32 protein-coding genes are annotated in these 23170 nt (G+C 47.9%); all 32 read right to left on the minus strand.

Going from position 1 to position 23170, the window contains the following annotated elements:
- Positions 1–2: 2 nt before the first annotated feature.
- Positions 3–644: a hypothetical protein gene (locus ACGH46_RS01610; RefSeq protein ID WP_411603687.1), complete on the minus strand. Its 642-nt coding sequence runs from the start codon at positions 642–644 to the stop codon at positions 3–5.
- Positions 644–1225: a YmfQ family protein gene (locus tag ACGH46_RS01615; RefSeq protein WP_411603690.1), complete on the minus strand. Its 582-nt coding sequence runs from the start codon at positions 1223–1225 to the stop codon at positions 644–646. Before ACGH46_RS01615 ends, ACGH46_RS01610 begins: the two co-directional genes overlap by 1 nt.
- The gene (locus ACGH46_RS01620; protein WP_411603693.1) at positions 1216–2274 is read right to left on the minus strand and encodes a baseplate J/gp47 family protein; all 1059 of its coding nucleotides are present in this window, start codon (positions 2272–2274) and stop codon (positions 1216–1218) included. The genes ACGH46_RS01615 and ACGH46_RS01620 overlap by 10 nt, the downstream gene beginning before the upstream one ends.
- Before the next feature lie 11 nt (positions 2275–2285).
- On the minus strand, positions 2286–2702 hold the full coding sequence (locus tag ACGH46_RS01625) for a phage GP46 family protein (protein ID WP_411598807.1): 417 nt from the start codon (positions 2700–2702) through the stop codon (positions 2286–2288).
- A 4-nt stretch (positions 2703–2706) separates the two neighbouring features.
- A complete protein-coding gene (locus tag ACGH46_RS01630) occupies positions 2707–3273 on the minus strand; it encodes a phage baseplate assembly protein V (protein ID WP_411598806.1) in 567 nt (188 codons plus the stop codon).
- The gene (locus ACGH46_RS01635) at positions 3264–4331 is read right to left on the minus strand and encodes a phage baseplate assembly protein (protein WP_411603696.1); all 1068 of its coding nucleotides are present in this window, start codon (positions 4329–4331) and stop codon (positions 3264–3266) included. Before ACGH46_RS01635 ends, ACGH46_RS01630 begins: the two co-directional genes overlap by 10 nt.
- Positions 4324–5655 (minus strand): DNA circularization protein, encoded by a 1332-nt coding sequence (locus ACGH46_RS01640; RefSeq protein ID WP_411603697.1) that lies wholly within the window; start codon positions 5653–5655, stop codon positions 4324–4326. The genes ACGH46_RS01635 and ACGH46_RS01640 overlap by 8 nt, the downstream gene beginning before the upstream one ends.
- Positions 5655–7478, minus strand: a complete 1824-nt coding sequence (locus ACGH46_RS01645) for a hypothetical protein (RefSeq protein WP_411603700.1) — start codon at positions 7476–7478, stop codon at positions 5655–5657. The genes ACGH46_RS01640 and ACGH46_RS01645 overlap by 1 nt, the downstream gene beginning before the upstream one ends.
- Positions 7462–7602, minus strand: coding sequence for a hypothetical protein (locus ACGH46_RS01650; protein ID WP_411603703.1), 141 nt, complete (start codon positions 7600–7602; stop codon positions 7462–7464). The genes ACGH46_RS01645 and ACGH46_RS01650 overlap by 17 nt, the downstream gene beginning before the upstream one ends.
- Positions 7603–7606: 4 nt before the next feature.
- Positions 7607–7945: a phage tail assembly protein gene (locus ACGH46_RS01655; protein WP_411603706.1), complete on the minus strand. Its 339-nt coding sequence runs from the start codon at positions 7943–7945 to the stop codon at positions 7607–7609.
- On the minus strand, positions 7946–8293 hold the full coding sequence (locus ACGH46_RS01660; protein WP_411603709.1) for a phage tail tube protein: 348 nt from the start codon (positions 8291–8293) through the stop codon (positions 7946–7948).
- A 12-nt stretch (positions 8294–8305) separates the two neighbouring features.
- Positions 8306–9772 (minus strand): phage tail sheath C-terminal domain-containing protein, encoded by a 1467-nt coding sequence (locus ACGH46_RS01665; protein WP_411603787.1) that lies wholly within the window; start codon positions 9770–9772, stop codon positions 8306–8308.
- A complete protein-coding gene (locus ACGH46_RS01670; RefSeq protein ID WP_411603711.1) occupies positions 9772–9948 on the minus strand; it encodes a DUF2635 domain-containing protein in 177 nt (58 codons plus the stop codon). Before ACGH46_RS01670 ends, ACGH46_RS01665 begins: the two co-directional genes overlap by 1 nt.
- Positions 9941–10492 (minus strand): phage protein Gp37, encoded by a 552-nt coding sequence (locus ACGH46_RS01675; protein WP_411603713.1) that lies wholly within the window; start codon positions 10490–10492, stop codon positions 9941–9943. Before ACGH46_RS01675 ends, ACGH46_RS01670 begins: the two co-directional genes overlap by 8 nt.
- Positions 10492–10941, minus strand: coding sequence for a gp436 family protein (locus ACGH46_RS01680; RefSeq protein ID WP_411603715.1), 450 nt, complete (start codon positions 10939–10941; stop codon positions 10492–10494). The genes ACGH46_RS01675 and ACGH46_RS01680 overlap by 1 nt, the downstream gene beginning before the upstream one ends.
- Position 10942: 1 nt before the next feature.
- A complete protein-coding gene (locus ACGH46_RS01685; RefSeq protein WP_411603718.1) occupies positions 10943–11467 on the minus strand; it encodes an HI1506-related protein in 525 nt (174 codons plus the stop codon).
- A 10-nt stretch (positions 11468–11477) separates the two neighbouring features.
- The gene (locus ACGH46_RS01690; protein WP_411603719.1) at positions 11478–12359 is read right to left on the minus strand and encodes a Mu-like prophage major head subunit gpT family protein; all 882 of its coding nucleotides are present in this window, start codon (positions 12357–12359) and stop codon (positions 11478–11480) included.
- Positions 12349–13569, minus strand: a complete 1221-nt coding sequence (locus ACGH46_RS01695; RefSeq protein WP_411603722.1) for a phage protease — start codon at positions 13567–13569, stop codon at positions 12349–12351. The genes ACGH46_RS01690 and ACGH46_RS01695 overlap by 11 nt, the downstream gene beginning before the upstream one ends.
- A gap of 171 nt (positions 13570–13740) precedes the next feature.
- A complete protein-coding gene (locus tag ACGH46_RS01700) occupies positions 13741–14214 on the minus strand; it encodes a phage virion morphogenesis protein (RefSeq protein WP_411603725.1) in 474 nt (157 codons plus the stop codon).
- Between the two features lie 153 nt (positions 14215–14367).
- Positions 14368–15672, minus strand: a complete 1305-nt coding sequence (locus ACGH46_RS01705) for a phage minor head protein (protein WP_411603727.1) — start codon at positions 15670–15672, stop codon at positions 14368–14370.
- A complete protein-coding gene (locus ACGH46_RS01710) occupies positions 15665–17215 on the minus strand; it encodes a DUF935 domain-containing protein (RefSeq protein WP_411603730.1) in 1551 nt (516 codons plus the stop codon). Before ACGH46_RS01710 ends, ACGH46_RS01705 begins: the two co-directional genes overlap by 8 nt.
- Entirely contained in the window at positions 17215–18792 is a 1578-nt protein-coding gene (locus ACGH46_RS01715) for a terminase large subunit domain-containing protein (protein WP_411603731.1), read from the minus strand. Before ACGH46_RS01715 ends, ACGH46_RS01710 begins: the two co-directional genes overlap by 1 nt.
- Positions 18792–19361 carry a DUF3486 family protein gene (locus ACGH46_RS01720; protein ID WP_411603734.1) on the minus strand — a complete coding sequence of 190 codons (570 nt, stop codon included), beginning with the start codon at positions 19359–19361 and terminating at the stop codon, positions 18792–18794. Before ACGH46_RS01720 ends, ACGH46_RS01715 begins: the two co-directional genes overlap by 1 nt.
- Positions 19354–19653: an ArsR family transcriptional regulator gene (locus ACGH46_RS01725; RefSeq protein WP_411603736.1), complete on the minus strand. Its 300-nt coding sequence runs from the start codon at positions 19651–19653 to the stop codon at positions 19354–19356. Before ACGH46_RS01725 ends, ACGH46_RS01720 begins: the two co-directional genes overlap by 8 nt.
- The gene (locus tag ACGH46_RS01730; RefSeq protein ID WP_411603737.1) at positions 19650–19976 is read right to left on the minus strand and encodes a DUF2730 family protein; all 327 of its coding nucleotides are present in this window, start codon (positions 19974–19976) and stop codon (positions 19650–19652) included. The genes ACGH46_RS01725 and ACGH46_RS01730 overlap by 4 nt, the downstream gene beginning before the upstream one ends.
- Positions 19973–20194, minus strand: coding sequence for a TraR/DksA C4-type zinc finger protein (locus ACGH46_RS01735; RefSeq protein ID WP_411603740.1), 222 nt, complete (start codon positions 20192–20194; stop codon positions 19973–19975). Before ACGH46_RS01735 ends, ACGH46_RS01730 begins: the two co-directional genes overlap by 4 nt.
- A 152-nt stretch (positions 20195–20346) precedes the next feature.
- Positions 20347–20721 carry a hypothetical protein gene (locus ACGH46_RS01740; protein ID WP_411603743.1) on the minus strand — a complete coding sequence of 125 codons (375 nt, stop codon included), beginning with the start codon at positions 20719–20721 and terminating at the stop codon, positions 20347–20349.
- The gene (locus ACGH46_RS01745; RefSeq protein ID WP_411603745.1) at positions 20705–20872 is read right to left on the minus strand and encodes a hypothetical protein; all 168 of its coding nucleotides are present in this window, start codon (positions 20870–20872) and stop codon (positions 20705–20707) included. Before ACGH46_RS01745 ends, ACGH46_RS01740 begins: the two co-directional genes overlap by 17 nt.
- Before the next feature lie 328 nt (positions 20873–21200).
- The gene (locus ACGH46_RS01750) at positions 21201–21563 is read right to left on the minus strand and encodes a D-Ala-D-Ala carboxypeptidase family metallohydrolase (RefSeq protein ID WP_411603748.1); all 363 of its coding nucleotides are present in this window, start codon (positions 21561–21563) and stop codon (positions 21201–21203) included.
- A gap of 70 nt (positions 21564–21633) precedes the next feature.
- Positions 21634–22083, minus strand: a complete 450-nt coding sequence (locus tag ACGH46_RS01755; RefSeq protein ID WP_411603750.1) for a Mor transcription activator family protein — start codon at positions 22081–22083, stop codon at positions 21634–21636.
- The gene (locus tag ACGH46_RS01760) at positions 22073–22585 is read right to left on the minus strand and encodes a hypothetical protein (RefSeq protein ID WP_411603753.1); all 513 of its coding nucleotides are present in this window, start codon (positions 22583–22585) and stop codon (positions 22073–22075) included. The genes ACGH46_RS01755 and ACGH46_RS01760 overlap by 11 nt, the downstream gene beginning before the upstream one ends.
- A complete protein-coding gene (locus tag ACGH46_RS01765) occupies positions 22582–23166 on the minus strand; it encodes a gp16 family protein (protein ID WP_411603756.1) in 585 nt (194 codons plus the stop codon). Before ACGH46_RS01765 ends, ACGH46_RS01760 begins: the two co-directional genes overlap by 4 nt.
- Positions 23167–23170 lie beyond the last annotated feature (4 nt).

Raw genomic sequence — 23170 nt, forward strand, 5'->3', positions numbered from 1 at the left:
TCCTACCTCCCGATAGCCATCATTTGCACTGACGAATCTGTATACACACCGTCATTTTTACCCCAAATTCTCACGGACGATAGCGAATTCGGAACTGCGCTAACAGAGTGACAGCCGTTATATCCATCACCACACATCACAAAATAAAACCCTGTTGGAAACGCCACCGGCAGTGAAACAACCGTGCCGATCTCACCGTGCCCTGCGTGGTAGCTAGCTCTGAAATGCTGAATAATTAACCCATCAGCGCGCCTCAAAACAGTGGTGGACGGCGTCACCTCATACACAAAATCCGATTTAACCACCACATCAGAACCATTGAGCATTGGGCGTCTCGAAAAATTGACGATTCTGTCAACCTGATAATTTACGTCATCGGATTTTTGGGCTGGCAAAAACGCACCAGCTGACACCAACGACCTGACAGCCGCACTCAACTGGCCTAGCTCACTTTTTACAGGCTGAATCCCAGCCGCACCCAATACATTCAGCAATTCAGCCTGAACAATATTAAACCAGTCTGCGCCAGGATAACTAGGTGGTGTTTGAGCATCTCCCTCAGTAAACCACTTTTCCATTCTTGATGACGTTTGTTTGATTGTCGGCATTACATCGATGCCACTATTGTTATCTAGGTGAAACATCACATCTCCTCGTAAATTAAATTGACGTGCGCCGGCTTATATCGTTCCAGCAGACACTCCAAATCGCCGTAATCGCTGACCCGTAGATAGGTTTGAACACCGTCTAATACTGTCATACAACGTGACGCACGGTTAAAAACCTGTACATACGCCACCCACCAGTTACGCCACGGATTCAGCGGATAATTCACACTGCGCAGACAATGATGGGGGTGTTTATCCACTATCTTAATTTTATACCCTCGATCAGCCGCAATTTTTTCCAGAAATAGGGCGCACAGCGACGGCGACATCCGCAGTTTTGCAGATAGCGCGTGGTGGCGCGTATCGATAGTTGCTGTTTCGTCAGTGGTACAGTCAGGTAGTCCCGCAAACGCCTCCCATTCTGCCAGTAACCACATTGATTCACTGGGTAGCACCTCCCGCAATAGCGATTCTGCGGTTGATTCAACACGTGAAAATTCGTGACCAAATCCCAATTGCAGTCTGGCGTTTTCGCTGTCCACCTCTTTATTCCACGCGTAACCATTCGGCAGTAATTGCAGTCCAGCGCGCTGATAGTCCGACGGTTTCAGAGCCACGTAATTACCCCTAACACAGCCAGTTCATCGTTATTCACCTCAACGTCCTCGACCAGATTAATTCTGTGGTCAATAACGCCTGTTGTATTTGAAACTGCCGCGCGTATGTGGGACAGGTAAAAATTTTCGCCCAATTGTGATCCATTTAACAATTCAGTCAACGATTGATGAACTGCGGCTCGCGTTTCGGGCGTGTCCGGAAATAATCGGATCTGCGGGTTAATCGGTTTGATTACTGGCGCACGAACAATTAACTCTGCTGCTGGTGGTTTACCCTCAAACTGATTTGTAACCGGATTGACGTGTCCATTTATATGTTCACGCACACGAGCCAGATCGCTGTCAGTGGGCACAATATTCGGTCGTTCATCCAGCACAAACAGGACTATCACATAATTGCAATACATTGGCGCCGGAACACACCACGCACGCGTAACACCGGCGCATTCTCGTGCCCACCGGATATAGTCCCACCGGTTACCACCCGACGGCGGATATTGGACACGAAACAACAATCGCGTACGCAACGAGCTAATGCTTTCAATATCAGCGCCCCCAGTCAGCCCCGCTGAATCCAAAATTGCCGCACTCTCAACGTTTGCAACAGGCGAAATCAATTCAAATTTAGTGCCGCCATCCATATTACCTAACGCGCCCTCAGTCACAGCAGTAACCTCTACTGTCGATATTCCCGCACCCAACAGGGCAGACTGAACGCACTCAACGATAAATCCGGATTCTGTTTGCCACTGAGTGCCCGCAGTAATTGCAGCATCCCCTCGAACAGTCAATTTTAATCGCCCTGACGAGCGGGCGGGCATTTTTCGTTGAACCCCCCAAAACTGACAAAACAGCAGCAGGATTTCGTCATCAGCGAGATGTGGCACAATCTGACGCGATATCCAACCCAAAAACTCATACAATCCGTTCACCTGCCCCGCGTGGGCCATCGCAATTGATTCAATCAATAACGACTGAATTCCGACGGCACGGAAATCCTCCGCCGTCCGTTTAATTAACTCCGTTAATCTGGGTGGTGTGTACGACATTTAAACCTCATCTAAATACTATTTAAAACTGCTGTGAACGAATACTCCGGAACGTCAGCGTCACTCAACAGGACAGGTCGAACCGTCAACATTAAAACGCCACGCGACGGATTTGTTGCAACGACCTCGACGGATTTTACCAAATTCTCCTCGACCATCCATTGCAGTGATTCTGCAGCATACTCCTGTGCTCGCCGCAGGACTGACGACAGCTGCTTTTCCCGACTGAGTAACCATAAACGTGAGCCAATTTTTCTGTTACTGAACGTATCACCCCACCAACCACGACGGTCTGTGCCGCCGTCTGGCAGGACGTCGTCTGCGTGCGCTCTGGCATCTGTAAACAGCGATATGATAATATTCGTTAACACCTCATTACCGTGAATATAATCGATATCTGCCGCATAGGCATCCCATGTCAATTGCATCACATTACCCAACCATTGGTTTTGACGTTGTTGTCCCGCATTTCTGACAATAGTGCACGTGATTCAAAAAACTAACGTTGCCACTGATATGATCTGATGCGGTGCTCGTACCTGTTGTCACGCTATATCCACCCATAATACGCACGTTCCCCGTAAACTGGGTTTGCGGCGTTTCAAACAAAATTAATTCATCAGCTATTACGTGCAAATTTTTGCACAACATTTTTACTAATTGCTCCTCTGTCAGTAGTAGGTAGTGCCCCTCAGCATGATAAACAGCGCTGTCTGCAATTTTCAGGTCTTTTAGCCTAGCGGTTTTGTTATCAACAGCAACAGCGACCAGATGCTGGCGTTTTCCGCCCACAGAGAGCATTATCGCCTCAGAGCCCGTCGGTGGCACTGACGTGTGCCCGTAGTTCTGAAATCGCTCAACATCGTCAGCTGTTTCACCGGATAGCAGACTAACCTGCACGTTTTGCTGTTTGAACGAATCGTTGACAATATTAACAACCGCACGCGAAACCAATAGCTGCAGCTTTCGCTTTAACTGACTAAACATTTTTATCTCCATATTGCACTCCGCTTTTCTGGCTCTGCGGGGGCGAGGAATCCGTCGCGAGGCATCAACAATAATTTTGTTGTCATACCATCGTCGTTACCGACGCCGAACTCAACCTCTATAATCAGCAACTCCTCAGCAAACAATCCGTACGTTTCAGCGGTCAAAAAAACCATGTGGTTTGGCAGCCACAAATTGACGTCGTCATACAGCCAACCCTGAACGGTAACTGAAAACTGCTGTCCGTGTGCGGCGGCTCGACGACGCTCCCAGTTGGCCCGTACCGTCGCACTTTTTTTATTGAGGTTATCGTCAGATACGATAATTGTAGGGCGGTAACGGGTGACCAACTCATCAACAGCGTTGGCGTAAACTGCGGTTGACTGGGTTGCGGTTTGAGTTTCACCCCAAATTGCCCCCCCCGCACAATCGCCGATAACTCGATACAGACTAAATCTGTCGCGCCACGAGCGGGTTATACACAAATTTTTGATATTGTCACCTAACGTTAATATGGAGATGTTTTTTTTGCCTGCTCCCGTGAATACGAGATTCCCGTAAACGTCACTGGTCAGTATAACCCCTCGTTGACGCGCAGCTCTGGCCAGTATCTCAAACACGGTTTCGCCAGGCTCTATCTGCAGCCACCTAAACACCTCTCCAGCCTCGCCATCGTCCACATTCCAGACAACATTAATACCGAACGCCCCACACAAATCCGTCGCAATTTTTTGTAGCGACGCATTGCGCCAGCGTCCCGAGGCGTGAATTGCTGCACAATCAATTAGGTCGGCGACTTTGTCTCGACCTGTAACCGTTATTGTGTGCTCGGTATCACTAATATTAATTACAACGTCATCGATATATCCCGTTATTACTCTGTTATTGTTAATTTCCACGTAACATTCAGCACCGACCTGAATATTTCCGTCACTGACAGTAATTTTTGACGTGAGCTGCAGACTAAACGAGCCGCTCATATCCTCAATACCACGCGTGATACGCACATCTGTCCAGCCACTATATATCAAATGGCCAATATAGAGCTCAACAACTGGCCCGTTATTCATTTTCAATCACCTCATAGCTAGTGCCACCAACTGCAAACGTTGGGTGTCTCAGTCCGTTTCTGCGTATAAATTGCCCAACGGGGGCAGCGTTACCGGTCTCACGATAAAGAGCCACCAGCGCTGGCTCGGTTTGCGACAACGCGATAATTTTGCCAGCAGGTAGCTTTATCGATAACGCCTCCAGCTGGGCAACAAACGCCTGCCGAACGTCCCTGAGTGCCTGCGCTGATTTATACCAATACGCATCGCTACTAGCAATAATCAGTTCCTGCAGTTTATTGCCGTGCTCCCCGATTACGCGCTGGCAGTCGTTATATGTCACAATAATTTCTGGCTGCTGCGTTTTGACGGCATTAGCCGCGTCCTGCACTGCGATTTTTGCAACCTCAGTGGCGATAACCATATCAACCAGCAACTGCAACGCGTCGGTTACGACGTTTCTGGATTTAGTCGCAGTCGCATTTTTGACATTTAACTCAACTGATTCGAGTATTTGGGTGGTGCTCGTACCTGATTCGACCAGCAGTGCTGCGGGTGGTGTTACTATATTCCGACGCGCCAGCCCCAATTGCTCGACAACCTGATTGGTATTTTTATTTTGCCTGTTATCACGACACAATCCCTCGATACCACCCAACAATCCCCTCAGCTCACGAGCTACAATCTGGGGGGATTTAAACAAATTCCTCAGTGACGCCTGATACGATTTAACTCTGCCCAGTAACGACGACAGACCAGACCCACCAATTGCGCCACGAATCGCGTTGGTGATACCGTTGGCGATTGCCTCTCCGTACGCCAGACAGTCCTCGATAAATAACACGGCCTCACCAACAGCGTCAAAAACACGAACAAAATCACTCACCAGACCCTCACCGAGAACATCAGACAGTGCGCCCATTATTGATATACCGTTTGGTGTGGCGACAGGGGATTGTTCGTCCGTATCCGGAACAAACGTTACAGAAAAATAGACAACCCGCTGTTCGCTCGCGACAGTTCGTGAGCTCCACGTCTCAATATAAACTTGCTGTGTTTTGAAATCTGGGTGTTGCAACTCCCCAGATTCCGAACTATCCAGTGCGTCAATCAGCGTGTCAGCCTGCTGCCTACAATCGTCACCCACAACAACAACGTTAATTGTTGTTGACGCAGTGGTTCGCCCCATATTCTCGACCAGACCAACGTCGCGCAACGGATATTCGTGCCGGATCAGCCGATTGCCACCCGTGCGCGCAGCTTCATCGATAACGTAAAACGGCACCCCACGAAACGATCCTCTGCCGATGTTTTTTGTGCCACCTCCCCTCAAAATATCCAGCATTAATACGCCCCCCCACCGTACATACTGTACGTTTTACCTGTATTAACAACAATATCAGTGCTGGCAATATTATCGACCGATTTTGTTTTAACCGTCAGCCCGTTGGCGGGCTCGATTTTCAGTACAATTTCTGAACGACCGTTATTTGCACCAGCCAGAATTGGGATATTGCCGTTAACCGCTCTGTTCGCGCTAGCCTCTGTCGGAACTACAGCGTCGATTGCCGACGTGAGCGCGTGAGTTAATTTTCTGTCAAAATTTTGCAGCGAATTATCTATCTCAGGATTAAACAGGTGCCTGCGCCATGTTTGCTCGTTACCCAAATCGTAAAACCTCTCAGGGTGCTCACGCATTTCCTGCAATCGTCGCAACTGGTGGGTCTCCGGCAGCTCGTCAATCGACGGTCTGTTTATCAGTAATTCGGCAGCAGCTGCAACGACATTGAGTGATTTTGCGTTATTTCGCCCAAAACCAAAACCTTTCCCCCGATTATTACCACCAGCGCCCGAAAAATCACTGGGCCAGTTGGTTACGAACACAGGTGTCGCACCAGCTGACGACACCGCCGAATCAATAGCGCCCCCTAATTTGTGTCCACCCAGCATATTTTTAACACCTCGATACCCCCTATAGACGTATCTCGCAGCAATCGCTCCACCAATAATTTTGACACCCGTTTCGAGTTTGCTGGTGTACGCGTCCAACTGTTCGGGGGTGAGGGAATTAATCGCATCAGCCAGATCCTGGATCGGTTTAGCTAATTTCAATTGAGCCCAGCGCTCTCCAGCGTTAGTTAGTGACGTCAACGCACCATTGAATGTATTGACGTTTTTACTCACTTTTTCATCGAGCAAATCGCCCTCAATTTTCACACCGGCCAACAGCTTTTGTTGCTGCTCAGAATTTGCAAATGCCTGAGTTGTTTTTATCAGTTTTTCTGGAAATACGGTTTTTAAATTGTGATCCTTGAATCTGGAGCGATTGCCGATTTCCAGTAGTAGTTGCGTAGGATCTTTAAATTGCGACTTATTCGCATCTGAATAAACATCAATTCCGTTTAATTTTAATATTTGCTGAGCCTTCTTATCTCTGATGGTGTCGGCAAACGATTTTAACGCTGACGCAGCATCGGCGCTATTACCGAGTTGCGAATCACTTAGACGCTGGATTGCCAACAACTGCATTAACTGCTCTGGCGATTGCCATTGCGTGTTTTTTGTCAGCTCAACAACGCCTGCAAATTGCTCCCTAATATTCCCTGTGCCAATTTTCGACGCCGATGCAACACCGTTAAATAATTGATTAATGCCGTCAGGCGTGAAGCCTTTATTCATCAATTGTGCGACATGAGCTCCGGCTTCGTCAGCACTTAAACCGAGCCCCCTGATTGCTTTAGCGATATTATCAACATTACTGACACTACCCGACACATCGTTGGTGCGTTCGAGAATTTTATCTAATGCGGTGATAACGTCGCGATACGGCATTTTGTATACTGTACCCGCTGCATATACAGCATTTAAAAATTCGTCAGACTGTTTTGCGGTCAGGTTGTAGCTCGTGCCGAGCTCTGTGAGTTGTTGTTGCCAGTCGCCAACTCGTTTGGCAGCCATGACTAAACCGCCGCCTGTTGCAAATCCGACCAATCTATTGTCAAATTTATCTAACATCCTGTTTGACGCAGACATTGCTGACGACAACATTTGCATTGAACGGGAGCCCGTCCGGCCCATCGCTGAAATTGAGCTACCAAACGATTTGGCTCGCTGTGCAACGTTACCAGTTAAATCAACAACAAATTGAGCCTTATTTTGCACTGTCATTTTTAAACGTCCACATTAAATACCGATAAAACCGATTTAACGGCAACCCCAACACCCAATCTGGGGCTGCATTTACACGAGCGCTGAGCGCGAGCGCTGCCCGTTCGAGCCTGCGAACGAGCATTAGCTTATCGCCCCTCAGCGCTATATTCAGCCACCTCTACAACCGAATTATTGAGTGCGTCGTACGCGTTTCTCAGCAAATTGTAATCGGTCAGTGATAACGATTTGAGTTGGCCCATTGATAGCGGGCCATCCAAATCACCAATTTTTGCAACACTACGGCGGTACAATTCAGCGGACATAACCGCAGCGCTCGCAATGAGCTGGTGCCCCTGTGGCGTTAACCTAACCTGTTCTGCCGCCATCTCACTATCGAGCAGATCACCCGTAGTTAATCTGCGTAACGTTAACGTAGTGACACGCTCATCTCCGATTTGTAAACCGCTCGTTAATTTAATCTCCATTTAAATCTCCTTTGCCTCGCACGACGAAAAACCACAACTGATATTCCCCTCACTGTTAATACTGGCGTTACCGTTCGACCACGCGTTCGGCATTAACCATTGTCTGCCGGCGTCAGGCGTGATAGTGATTGTCGCGTCAGTTATGTTATTCAGCTCGTCAACTGAGGTATCCGCACTATTGGGGATTGTCAGATTGACCACTGCCTCTGTCGGTGTCTGATTAAAACCGTATACCCGCGCTCCCCGAACCGGTTGACGTGTAAATCCGCCAGTTGTAAATGTTGCACCAGTCAGTGATTTAATTTCACGCCCGTTGATTCTAATAACCGCAGTACCCTGAAATTGCATAATTCCCCCTAGTTACAATAAAAATTGAATTGAATGCGCATAGATTCTGAACTGATTAACCAGATCGTCATTGCTCAGTACGTTAATTCGATTTCTGTCATTAGCGTCACGTTCCACAATCAACGAACTTTTATACGCGTCAAAATTTTCGACCAACCCTGCCGATTCCAATTCGGTGAATAGCGCAATTAGCTCAGCCCTGATAACTGACGGCGTGACCATCGCCTGACCAACACCAAACCGAGTACCGTCGTCAGCCAATTTATGACGTGGAAAACGCTGCGTGATGCGCGCCCGTATTGCGTAGCGTATATACGACAACGTTTTAATAGTCTCAACGTCCAGATAGCTCGGATCCTCGACGTTATATTTATTCACGCGATACATCGTGATAACCCGATCTAACTGAACAGCCCCGTTGGCGTTAACGTTATACGCGCTCAGCCCGTCAAATAAATGCAGGTTTCGCTCATTCCACTGCCAGCGATCGGCGACCGCTGGCGGTTTAATACCGGTCAACTCCAATGTTTGGACAGGTCGTGCTGGGTCAATATTTAGCGCGTACGTACACACCGCAGCGTTAACAGACGCCCAGATATACGGCGGCTCTGGCGATATATTGGTCGGTATACAGGTAAACAGATAATCGTTGCGTGATAACGCAAATGTGCTGGCCTGTGCGTGTGTGCCACGATACGCAATCCAGCATAAACCGTCAATTTGACGAATACCGCCCCAGCGCGATTGCAGCTCCTCACTGAGCAAATTCAGGTTATTGGTGTCTGTAAACGGATTAACAATATCTGTCCACCACGTGTCACCCAACGCCGCAATAGCCTGCGATACGTCCGGATTACCCACACCCCCAGCCATACCTGAAACGTCAACCGCAATTCCTGCCGGCACCGTTTCACCCGTAAAATAATTAACACGAACGTCCACGTCGTTACCCGTGATACCACCCCAGCGACACGTCAGTGTCACCTCAGAGCCAGACACACTGGCTGTAACGGGCAGGGCGGCATTAGCGTTAACCGCTGTAGCAATTTTATTTGCAATTGTTGCGGACGTATCGTTTGCACGAGCGGTCACGGGAACCCGCACACCGGCAACTAGTAGCGCAATTTGTCCAGCAGCGCTACACGTGCCAGTAACGGTTATTTTCCCCGTCGAACACACTGGGTCGGCAACGTCGTCGAGCGCCAGTGCATATAAATCGCTGTAGGGATTTGCGCGCATAAACGCACACAGCATTTCAGCGAGCATCGACCCCCGACCAAACGCCGTCACGGCCTGCTCGCTACGTGTTATACGAACAGGTTGACCGGCAGCAATATTCCCTGTCGGCAGACGCAGACCTAGCACCAACGTTTTATTATTTTTAACCGGTGTTCCTGTAATCGCCTGTGAATTATCAAATTCAACGTACGCCAGCGGTACACGCACCGTGTTGGGTATTGTATTAAATGAAACTGCCATCATTCGCCTCTTTTCTTTTTAGCTATCTGATCAACGACAATGACATCACCATCGTTTAATCGGCGTAACCAATAACTATTTTTCGGTTTATACTCACCAGCCTGTGCTAGTGGCACCAGCGTTTCAGGGTCACGAACTGTGACGCCGTTAGCCGGTTTAATGCAAAATTCAATCATCTTTATCATCCTGTGGTAATGTGTTTAGCAATTCCCAATTGGGCGCTACTGATATAAATTTGTGATAATAGGTAACAAAATTGTCGATTGTGTGGTGCTCGTCATCTGACGGCAATGGCACGTCGACCGTGAAATAAACGCCGTAAACAAATAACCCCCGTTTTGCTGATAAATCGCTGAACAAATTCGCCGATTGAGCAAAACGCATTGCACGCGCAGCACAATTGAATCGCCGATTATTGAGCAGCCTAATCAGATAGTCGTGAATTAAAAACGCTCGTTCAGGCTCAATTCGAACCCCGTTTAGCACGTTAACTGACACGAATAACGCCCACGTTTGACGCACGCAATCGCGTAGATCGCTCTGGGAATTACCGATAAACGCGACGTAAATTGCAGGTGCCACCCTCAACAACGTACGCAGTGTCTCGTCAGTCCACGCACCACCGAGCGCCTCAACCGTTTTTATTTCACCGGTAAAATGCTCTCTGACACAATCGATTAATTCCCGCTCCAGCGCAGCAGTAGGGGATAGCCGCCTCATCAGATAAACCCCCTCGAACGACCGCGAGCCCAGACCGAGCCGGCGCTGGTGATTACTGCAACCTCACCAACTTCATCCAATTTCGAGTTATCAATCGACAACCCTAAACTGATTTGACCTGCAGCAACTTTTTCAAGGAATCTGATGATATCATCTTTATCTTTCTCGGCTTTTTCCGTTGCAACATTGTCAGCCAGATTGTAATACGCCAGTACGCACGCAGCGCGGACTAATACAGCGGGGATTTTGTCAATGGGTAGCGAAACTCGCCCACTGATATAGCCGTCAATCGCGGCCGACGCATCCAGAATCGCATTACTAATAATTTGTTCACGCGTTTGCAACGGCTCGCCAGTTGCCTCATCAATGTCAATTTTACTGTCAGCTAACTGATTGATAACTGTTTTACTGTATCTACTGTATACGTCTTGCACTGTTGCGTACGCCATTTTATTCTCCAGATTTTGCGGTTTCGAACATCTCAATCGCTTCGATGACGTCACCCTTAGTTAACTCAACGTTACCAGTTACTTCGCGCCATTTTGTGATTCTGGGTGAGCCATCGCTATTGAAATAAACAGCCTCGTCACTTTCTGCTAGGGCAACCACAACCGCCTGAGACAGTTCAATATGCGGTTGAGAAATTGACGGAATTTTAGCATCGTCCTCGTCAGCGCCTCCTGAATCCTCAGCCGCACCCGCAGTTTTTCCGCTGGCACCACGCGATTCCAGACCTGCTGAATTACCAGTAGCGTCAGTAGCAGGGCGACCAGCATCATCAAATATTTCATTAATATCTCCCCCCTCAATAATTGTCACGGTCAGAGCAGAATCCGCTTGCAGCGCATTAATCTGCTCAACCGTCAAATTCGTAAATCTATTTTTACCTCGACTGAGAGCCAGTCCCGCACGTCGATAGCCGTCATGGCGAGCATTAACAATCTCAACACCCGCAATGCTGTTTATGTTTCCCATTAAAACCCTCCTAGTCCAGCCACGGCACAACCAGCACATCAACAGCTCGATAGTTGATATTGCTCTCGCCATGAACTTTATTTTCAGCATCCACTACTCGTTTGGCTGCAGCACGATTTTTAGGGCCAACAACCAATAGATTAGGATTAATACCCAGTTTTCGCCCCTGCTCAGATCTGAACCCCATCATTGCTGAAATCGCGTCATTAAAATTATCCTCAACGAGCTCAGCCCGTGAACCAAACGCCTGCTGCCAAAACCCAAACCCTGCCGCAACACGAGCGTCAACACCATAGAGCAGCTCATCGGTCATAAAAACCCTATCACTGGTTGCGGGGTCATTTTTTTGTTGCAGACGATATTCACGTCGATTCTGAAAAATTAGCGGTTTTAGTGGTCGGCGTGTATCGAGTAAAAACCACGGTGCCCCGCTACCAGCCTGCATATTCGATACGCTTGCATCACCGACGGGGTGATCTGCGTCAAAAAAATTCTGCCCATCGTAACATTGTCGCTCAAAACCCTGACTGATTAATCCGAACGTCAGCTCGTCCGGATGTGTTGCGGCTGCATATCCCATGTCCTGGAATTTGGGCATTAATAACCCGTAGTTATCGTCCTCAACGTATTCAGCAGGAATCCCCTCGGTCGCCTCAAATTTAATATTAGTTAACGTGTACCGGTTGGCCGACATTTTTTTTACGTCACGCTCACCAACCCACTCTCTAAATCGAGCAAATTCACCGATCCAACTGTAATCCTCGGTCAGATTATTTGACGGCACAACGGTCGCTATTTGTCGATACAATTGCTGATACGAGTCCCGACCACCATTAAATGCGGTATTAACAGCTGTATAAATTGAACGCAAATTCTGCGGGTTAATTTTCATTAATCATCTCCTGTTTGGTTTTCAAATAATCGTCCCGATTGACCCCAGTCGCCGCAATCACCTGCAAATCAGACGCTGTCAATTCCGCCTGCGAATTTGATTTACGTACCGCGACTGTGCTGGTTTGACGCGCGGTTAGTGCAGCTAGAGGGCGGCGTCCGTCAATCAGCGCGCTGAGCGCAGCTATACCCTGCTGGCGAGCCACTCCATGATAGTAGGGCACCTCGCTAGCCAGAATTTTTCCCTGATTGCGTGCGTTATTAATTAACTGCTCCGCTGATAGCTGAGCGTTATTTGCGCTCAATGCGGCCAGCTGGCGCATTGCAGCTCGGTACGTTGGTGCCGGCACATATTTGCTCAGGTCAATACTGGACAATTCCGCCTCCGCAATCAGTTTTTCAGTTTCGGCGATTTCGTCAGCGTTTTCCGCTACAATATCCTGTGCCCGCTCGGCGATTGCACTAGAGCCCTCTGTCGTATCGACCACCTCCTTAATATTTACAGCCGCCTCAGCCGTCGTTTTCAAATTAGCAATAGCCTCAACGGCCTGTTCCGCATAGCGCTGAACATTATCGGCAGTGATATCAATATCGTTGTCTGACGAAATCACGCCTAGCGATTGCAGAATTGTTCTTAACAATTCATTCATTACATCCCCCTCCAGTTGGTCATTATTAATAAATTCAGCAGTGAGTGCGGCCAGCGATTGGATACCGAGCAGGCCCGGATCGTTTGTGATTGCCGCCATTCTCAAATATATTGGTTGTCCCGTCTCCCTATCGTATTCAAATACAGCCGACAACTCGTTAAATTCTCGATTATCAATCTCAGCTCTGGCAATTGGTGTCCAGTGTGGGCGTATATAAATACCGTCAGAGCGCCATTTTACGTCGTCGGACGGGTGCGCAATCCAGCCAGCAGCAGGCGTCTTCTGCCCGTGTTCCTGCCTATGCAGCGTTAAATGGTCATAATCAATTAAAATTGGTTTGTTGTTGCTCTCAACAATTGTTTTCTGAATAAACGCTGCTGCCACAGCCTCATCCAGATACCAGTGTCCGTCAGGTACGTCAAACGGTCTGCCGTCACGAGCCTTGAATTTTCCAGCCGGCAGCAGTTGATACCAGCCGTCGTTATCTGACGATAAATTCAGGTCTGCCGATAAAATGGCAACACTATTTTTTGTTTTTGTTTGGTTATTTTTCGTTTTCATAACGCCAGAATAGCGGGTGTGATTTTTTTTTGGATTTGTGGTGTTTCAAATATTTTTTAACAGACAATATATAGGAGAGGGGGATATTGCAGAGATAGAGGGTACAAACCTAATTTAAAACCCGTTTAAAAAACACCAAAAACGTTTAAATAATTTGGGGAATATCTACGCTCACGTTTTGGTGTTGATTGCGTTAGAGAGCGTTGTATTAATTATATCGATAATATCCCTGATGCCGTATTGAGACAACCCCATGTACGGGCGCGCAGGAACAGCTGCAGGAGCGGCCGACATGTCAGGGGTGCCACCCAATTGGTGAATTGCCGCATAAATTTTATTTGAACCGATAACAGCACTAACAGCATCGAAATCCGTGGTTAACGAGGTTGCGAGCCCGCCCATTGTGCGATTGAGCATTTTCCCAGTCAATCCTCGTGCCGCCAATTTTTCGGCATATTGAGGGGTGAGGGGACGCCATTTTTGCCCCGTAGTTGGATCCTGCTCGTGCTGAAATGAGACCTCAGCCTCACTAGCCAGAACAGCTGCCACTCCTCGGGTAATTGGCGTCATGTCTGCCCCGAGCCCCTGCAGACGTTTTATGCTAGCCTGTATCGCCTCGTCACTAAATTTATAATCAAGTTGCATATTATCTGATTTCGTTTTATATTAGTCATCATCTGTGTACGAATAACGGTAATTCGGCGTAAACGCATAGCGTCACACGTTTATGTAGGTTCGACTCCCACCACAGTACGCCTCTGTTCAGTATTTCATTCCATTTTTTTGACGGAGGCGTTTTTAAATACCCCCACTCAGGATCTGATACAAACCGCCAGCAATACCTCGCCTCAAATCGGTCAGATTAACCCTGTAGGCGTTGATAATTACATCTAGGACGTCCTGCTGCCCCCTCAATTTGTACGGCGCATTAACGACCACCTTCATTAGACTGTCGCCACTTGATATATATAGTAGATTATTTTTTTTCACATCCCACAAAACAGCCTGAGGGTTATTAATTAACTCGGGCAATGACTGATAATCCCGCAGTGTCAATCCGACACCTGTTTTCCGGTGTTTCATACTATCAGCATGCAGTACGTTTTTTTCACTCATCACAAACAATCTAGCCGGCTCTACGCCCGATATCGCTCTAACCCGCTCAGCTACATCGTCGGTCATAAAACCGAGCGGTTGCAGTGCATTACCCGCTCGCCTCGTCGTTAAAATATTGCCAACCCACTGCGCAAACGCGTCACGACGAGCAGGCGCATTATTTAATGATTGAATGACCTGCTGGCGCAATTTTCTATTGCGTAATATTGTGAGCTTTTTGGCAATGTTGACATCCGAACCCATTGCGGCGCTACCAACATTACCCGACCATCCGGCATCAGTTCTAGTTGTCTGACCACCCGATTTAAATTCCGTAACCTCTGACTGGTAAATCTCGCCAGTTGCGTCATCAACACCTGAATTTACGTTGTACGTGTCCAATTTTCCTGCGCTAGATTCAATAATCAAACCCTCACGCTCCACCTGCGCCCGAGTTAATGCACGAACACGGCAACGACACCCCCAGCCGTTGGGCGGGTATAATTTTTGCCAGATTGGGTCGTCGTATCGAAATACCCGCAAATGCAACGCAGCATGAGCTGTCCGTGTTTGGCTGTCCATTGTTGCAACATACTGCCAGTACGGATGCGTCTCGCTACTAGCTAGCTGTTGCTGATAACGCCCAGCCTGATATGCAGTGGCGAGGTTAGTGCGATAAATAACACTCAGACGCCGCGGACTGCCGAGCTGCACCTCGCCATTAATATCAATTTTTTTTCCCCACCAGCCGAGCTTTTCTAAAACCGGCCTTAGATTTTTTTTGAACTCATGCTCAGTTGTTCCTGTTGCTAACGCTCTGTCGAGTTCCAAACGAACCGACTCCAATACATCCAGCGAGGTCGCCTTGGCGACTGTAAATGCCTGAGAGTGCGCCTGCATTGACATCTCCTGCCAATTCCACGAGAATTGGTACCCTTTACTGCGAAAATAGTCGACAGCTAATTTGGGCTCCAATTTCATTGCATAACCTAAATCGATATCAGGCATTCAGTCGCCCCCACATCTGAGCAACAAAAACCCCTCTGGCGATAATATCCTGTAGCTGCTCGTCATCCAAATTACTGTAGAGCGCCTCGATTTGGGATTTAGCTGTCGCCAAATCGTTTTGCATAATAATATCGACGATTGGCTGCAAAATAGGGTCGACAGCCTGTCGCCACTCGTCGCCGGTAATAGCAGCAGGGGCTGCGCTCAACGGGTCAGCAGGTTGACGCTCTGCATTTAATGCAGCGATTCCGTTGCTGTGATTGGCAGTCAAAAAGGCTGAGGATGGTAACTGAACCGATTGCAATATCTCTTCTCCGTCCTGCGCCTCAGGTATTTGCAGTCTATCGTGCGCCCATGAGCGCGGTATCCTCATACCCAGACCAACCAGCGCGGGGAGAGCGGTCGCATACGCTGCAATATCCTCAGCCTGCGTGATATCAAACTCAAAACGAGGGTGCCTGCGCGGATTCGAGAACGACACGCCATTTAGGCTGTAAAGAGGCTGAATCAAATCACGAGTAATTGTTGCTGCTAGTTGTTTGGCATCACTATAACAAACCTCAACGCGCACCTCATTATGCACATTGCCGAGCGCGTTGGTGCTGGTCGCTCCGTCCGCCTGACTAGTCAGGGTGCCCCCCAGAATAGCTTTTGACTGCGCTCGTTCCATCAGATTATTCATAGCCAAAAACGGGTCAGATGTTCCATTAGCGGCAGATTGAAAATCAATTGACATGCCGCTCGGTATAATACCACCTGCGTTATGCCCAATCGACATGACAGCCCGCAACAGAGTGCGTTTCTCATCCTCTGTTGCACCGGCTGGGTAGCTACCCAATCGAATCGGTATACCATAAATTTCCAAAAATTCAGCCAGATCTCTGACTGAATAGTTTTTAAAAATGAATGGCCATATCAGCGTACGAACCAGCCCTGTACGAGCCAAATACCCCGATTTAGAACGTGAAATATGTCTGACCCAATTAAATGGTTGCAGCTCAACCCCCTCATAGCTGCCGTCAGATAGTCGCAGTTCGTTGCGATTGTTGGGGTTAACCTGAAATGTGCTCGGGTCAATCCACTCAATGCCGGACGGCACAATTAAATCATCAGCACGTTCCCAGCCCGTGAACTCCTGACAGCTAAATCCCTTCAAAATGGCGTCAGTGCCGTCAAAGATGAAATCGTCAAGCCACGTGAACGAGTCAAGGACTTCATTCAGCATGTCAGTATCGCGCTGCTCTTCTTTGGACGGGTTCAGCGGTGGCACAACACTAAAACTTAATCGCTGCACAGCTCGACGGCGTTTGGCTAATTCAGACAGGATATGCGTGTCTTTTTCTTCCATATCTTCTGCCAGCGCGCACTGCGCCATAATGTTGCCTTGTTCGGCTTCTTTCAGAATCACCGCCGCCTGAAATGGCGTTAGTCCGCTGGACGGGTGCTCACTAAATCGCTGTTGAATCTGAATAATACGCGCATCGCTTTTTGTTTGTTGCTGGGACGGTAAATCGCTTTTCATCACCTTTATCATCTCATTCATTACCAGCATCCTCTTTCATATTTTCCATAGTCATCATCTTCATCATAATTGTGCTTTTCGTGCTTATTAGGCAACGCAATAAACTCAGCGACAAAACCCTCCAAGTAACTTGCGCGAACAGCCATAATGTAGGCAACACAGCTATCACCATGCCGCTTTTTGCCGTCACGACCCTTATCCCGTGACTTATCAATTTTTGGTACACCCTGAATTATCTTCAGGTGCCGCTGATCAACAATAATGTCCTCGTCTTTGGGTATTTCGATATAGCCTGACTCGTAGAGCGATTTATATTTCGGTGACCATTCCCGATAAAAATTCTCCGTAGTGTGCACAGCATCAACCATGGATTGACCGTATTGCAGCAGCAATGCTTCGCCGAGGTACCCGCCGTTACCGGTTGCATCTATCGCAATGCCGGTTATCCGCGGCGTGCTATTGATAATTAAAAAAGCAAGCTCACGCTGCTGATTGTACGGCACGTCATGCAGCTCTATTGTTAATCGCATCTTACGAGCTGTATTTTGCTCGATGCTTTCGATTGCAATTGTTGAGCGGTCACCGCTTCGCGCAAAGTCCTGCCCGTACGCGTGTCGAACATTTTTATCGAGCTCATCAAGCAGCGGCTTAATTTTTTCATTGAAGAAAGTTATCACTTCCGTTGTTCGCGCCGGCTCTGTCCAAAGCATATGCCCCTCAGGCATCTCATAACGTATAACGCTATGCTCAGCGCGAGCCGCGTTATCAATAAGCACACGCGGAATGTATGCACCTGCGCCATTTTTTGGCACACAAGAATACTCTTCAAGCGCGTCATCTTCAGTAAAGCAACCTTTTAATAAATCGGCTTTCCATTCATCTTCCTTTGCCTGTGACCACCGAGCATGATTAATCTGACAAATTCGGCGATAAAGCCCGTCCTTGCATGCACTATCGAGCGTAATTGTGTGCACCGAGCCTTTGCGAACACCCTTCCTGATTTCCTGAATCAGCTCATTAAAATCATTTTCCGTTCCATTATGAGTGGAGATGATACGAACTTTTGCACCCCACATTGTGAGCGCCATGGCTGCTTTTAGCAGTTCCGGCAGATACTCGTGGAATGCAGCTTCATCGATAACCACATTACCCTGCATACCCCGCAAATTTTTGGGGTTTGACGAAAGCGCCTGAATTTTAAAACCACTTGAGAAATAGACCACGAACGTTAAAATATCAGTGCGCTCGTTCTCAATAATCAACGATTCTTCAACAATTTCACTAACAGCATAATTAAACGCCCTTGCCCACATTGCGCACGCATCAATAAACTCGCGAGCCATATCTTTTGATGAGCCGACATAGAACGTGTTGCGTCCGCCAGCATCACGACTCATTGCGCCCGTCAATGTTGCATCGCAAGCCTCCGCCCATGTAAGACCCGTACGTCGAGACTTTTCAGCGACCTTTAAAATCGAATCATCAGCAATCCAGCGCTTTTGATAACCGAGCAGCACATCCTCAGGGCTAAACTCACTATTTAAAATAGCGTTAACGGAGGCTGAAATATCAGTTAAATCAGTCCTAAACTCACTCATTACGCAATACCTAAAATCATCTGCTTAATACTTTGTGCTGTTTCTGCGCTCATACCGGCGGATCTAACTGCGTGCTCAGTCGATTCAGCAACCTCTGCGGCAAATGCCTCTCTAATTTCCCGCTCTCGTTTGTGACTGGCCATTGCCGCTTGCTCGACTCTTTGAATCGCAAGCGCCATTTGCGCGAGCGCTTTAGGTTCCGCTGCTTTATCCGATTCGCTCATGTGCATTGATGTTTCAAACGCCAATGTCCTGACAATTTCCTGCAGTAGTTTCCCTACGTCAGACGTAGGAGCGTCCCCTAATTTGGCTGTCCACGCCTCGGCCACCTCTCGCGATTGTCGGATTTTTGCACCCATCTCCTCCATTCTGGTTGCGTAGCGATTCAGTCCGGTGCGGGAGAGCTTCATGTCGGCGCTCAATCCGTGCTCATCTATTAACTCATTAACGGCGGCACGAATATCCTGCTGCGTCAACCCCCTGTCACGCAATAATTTGTGCAGCTCATCCCTAATATACTGTGGCAACAAATCTATTTTTGATGGTCGCCCGCGTGTAGTTTTAGTCATAATCACTAGCTCGTGGTTTTTTTACACCAACAACAGTTGCCCGACCTGTCGCAACATCTTCCCCGCGCCCCGTGATATCAGCAACATAGCACCCAGCGATATCTTGCAACTTAATCAATCCTTGCTCCGCCAGCCAACCCATATACGAGCGCATCAAATCTCGACTAATGCGGTGCCCGTACTGATCTAGGCAGGTCTGCAACACGGATTCGTTTGCTGAACCACCACAATCACATAAAGCACGGAGCGCAACCAACCGCCGATCTTCATCTAATAATTGCCTAAAACTCATTTTTTAATTTCCTTCAGCTCATTTTCCAGCAACAAATTACTGATACGTTTGACGCTAGCAAGTTCCGGTTTTATTTCTTTAATGTCGCCACGCAACCCTGATATTTCAAGATTCAGCTTGTGGATATCGTCTTTGGTCGGCATTGACTCAAGTTGCCCCTGAATTACCGAGACGTCCCGTTTTAGTCTGGACACGTCCTCAGCAACAGTGTTCAACTCCTCACGTCTGGCAAATTTTGTTGCCAAAAACGCCACTAATACTGAAACGGAGCATGCCCCAATTGAACTGATTGTTGACCAATGTTGACGCAAAAAATCAATCACAACCGCCCCCGTTTTTTCAGTAACTCATATGCATGCTGACAATCAATACAGCGAACGATGTGGCCGCCCGCGTTCAGTCGCTCAGACGGTATTGGCTCGTCACAATCAACACAATTATCACCAATACGCTGTGGTAGCGTTTTGTTAATACAATTATTAATTTCAATGTCTCTCAACAGCTGTTCTGTTTCACCGCCGTTGTCCACTAAATCCGCCATTCTCACTCCATTCTGCAATCGTTTTTATATTGTTCTCCAACCGCTGACAGTATGCGCCGTATTGCGTTGCAAACCTCAGCAGCTCCGCCGGCTGACCGTTTGTCGGTGGTGCTGGTTTAGCCGGCAATACCAGCGCCGATGTTGGTGGCTGGCTATTTGCAATTGTAACCGTACGCCCGTCTATAGACGCACAGGCTGTCAGCGCCAATGCCGTTATAAATATTGCCATCGTTTTTAATCGCACCATCTATTGAACTCTCCAATTGTTGTAACTGTGTTGTAATCTGATTTTGCCGATCAATTAACTGCCTCGTCAATTCGTCATTAAGAGCAGCCTGCCGTTGCAATTCGGCGTTATACGCGTTAGCCGCGACCAGTCGCTCAGCAGTGTGACGCTCAGACATTTGCGCTAATTCGTTTTCCAAATTCACACTCCGCTGCATCCAGTAGAAACTAATGAGCGACAGGAGAGCGATAACAAATAGAGAGGTCGGAATTTTTCTCAGCGTGCTAATCAAAATACCCATCTCCACCTCGTCGACTGTTAGCGTCTCGTTTTATTGCAGCACGTTTACTCGTCTGTGACTGCGTAACCCACGCCGCCAGATACGCACCCAGCAGTAACTCGTTGGGTTGATAATTGACAGCCTGCCACAGCACAACAATTGTTGACACCACGAACGCCAGACACACAGCACAGTCTGACGACGACAAACGACCCGTTGCCGGATTCGTGATTAATTCAAGAATTTTTTTCATTTTTTGACCTCATTTAACGCTCGTTGTAGCCTGACGTCCTGCGCACTCACGCTACGCCACCCACGGGTAAAAACCGATTGATAGGTAGCGTCGTGGCTATATATTGGCACGTTCCGACAGTCCTCGCCGTGTAACGCACGGCTCATGGCGAACTCGCGAGCAAATTCGAATACCGCCAAAAATCGAGGGTTGCGCAATATTGGGTACATTTTTGTGTACTCAGCAATTGTGTACGCTGATTCAATCATCAATTGCGACCCCAACGACTGAGAGTAGGGCGCACGTCAATGTGAGTAAACGTACGATAACGTCCAATACCGTATTTGTCTGGGTACTGTGACTCCAGATAATCGGCGACCAATTTGGGTGCAACCCCCCTGACAGTTATATCTGCCGCGTCACCACGCAGGTGCCGGCTATTCGGTTGCCCCCCGACATTTTTATTGTGCTGAACACAACGAAAACCACTATTGACAACAACCGGTGAATTAAAATGCATGCGGACGTTTTCCAGAACATCTATTAACTCGTATGCGCACAGGAACCCGCTGCACCCACAGCGACACACAAATTCACTGCGTTTAAAATGGGATGATAATTGTTGTTTCATTTTTTACCCTATCAATGATTGATATTGATAGGGTAGTTGATATGGTAGGTTGATTGGGTTTGTGGCGGATCTAAGATTTTTCGAACATGTCAGGCTGATTTCGTCGTCTGTGCAGCGCCAACTGCTCACGTATAATAGAATAAATGTGACTGTCTGTTAACCGGTATTTTTTGGCCAGTGGAATAATATCACCGTTACCAACCTGATAATCCAGAAAAATCCGATTATCCCGAATTGCCTGTTGTAACCGCTCACCACTGGGGATATAACAAACACGACCGCCAAAATAATTACCCAGAACGCCAGCCAATTTTGGCGCTGCCACGATAGCCTGCGCCTCAGACAACCCCTGCCTGCGTAGCTCAGAATAGAATAAATCCACAAATTCTGACAACAATTTAGGCCAGTTTTTTCTGAGCGCCACAACGTCGGGTATACCGTCCAGCGTATCGAGCATTGCACCAAATTCCGCGTGGTCGTCATCGAACAATTGCAAATTATTAGTTCTATCATCCGTCATTTTTTTGTCTCCTGTTTGCCAACCACTCCTGCGCACCGGCAACCTGAATTTTGGAAAAATCAGCACCGGCACGGTACATTTGTTCAAAATAAACCTCGTTACCCTCTCTGACGGGGGCAGCCTCCCCACCAGCCTCTGAGTACAAAAACAAATTGCTAGTTGAATCGTATACCGTTTTTAGATAATTGTGATTCGATAGCGGTTTAACGTCACCGCTACCAGCACGTTTTTTTTGAATCTGCCGGACAGTCTCACTGAGTGCGTGCGCGAGATGCCGACTCGGTTTAAACTGATCTAATACCTCGCCCATTAATTTTGCTGTTCGAGAATTACTCAGGTTAGATTTGGCGGGGCGAAATAGCCCGAGATAGGCAACGAGAGGGCGGGCGCAGCTGTGTGTAAATTTGAGCAGCATGGCCAGCACCTCACGACCCGCCGCGTCCTCAATGAGGGCATCTAGATGCAGGTCGGAGTGACAGATTGGGCAGCGTCCTAACTTCATTTGCCCCTCCTGTATTTCTGATTAATTACTGCCTCGTATAGCTGAGTGATTTTGTCGTACCCATTGTACGAGGTGTTGTCTGGCAGATATAAAACACCGTTATTATACCGCACCCCGCTAACCAGTGATAACCGTTCAACAATTTCACGAGTGTGCCATTTTTTTAGCGATTCCAAAACATGCGCCGCCAAATTGGGATCCAGCCACGCGTGATTTTTAATGCCCAATCCGCCCGTAAATTTTCTGGTCATACGCTCGACAAACACATCGAGCGCAGCATCTCGGGAATCGGAAATAAATCCCTGATGCCCCATAGTAATCCAAATCCCGCGAATTTTTTTTATATCACCCCGCCTGTCAGACACCCTGACAGCTGGCGCAGGATGTCGTTTTTTCACACCTGTATATTTAAACCCGCGAGTTTTCAGTGCCTCATAAACACGTTCCAGTTCGGATTTTGCCATTTTAGCGCACGAGCGTTTTTGAGTCTCAGTAACGAGCAGGGCGCGATACGTCTCGTCGTCCAGTCCCAACTGGGACTGGGCTATATGAATCAACTGAATTAATTGATTTTTAGTCACGTCA

Origin of the sequence: Gilliamella sp. CG22, assembly GCF_046635725.1 — a bacterium.
GTDB classification, from domain to species: domain Bacteria; phylum Pseudomonadota; class Gammaproteobacteria; order Enterobacterales; family Orbaceae; genus Gilliamella; species Gilliamella apicola_I.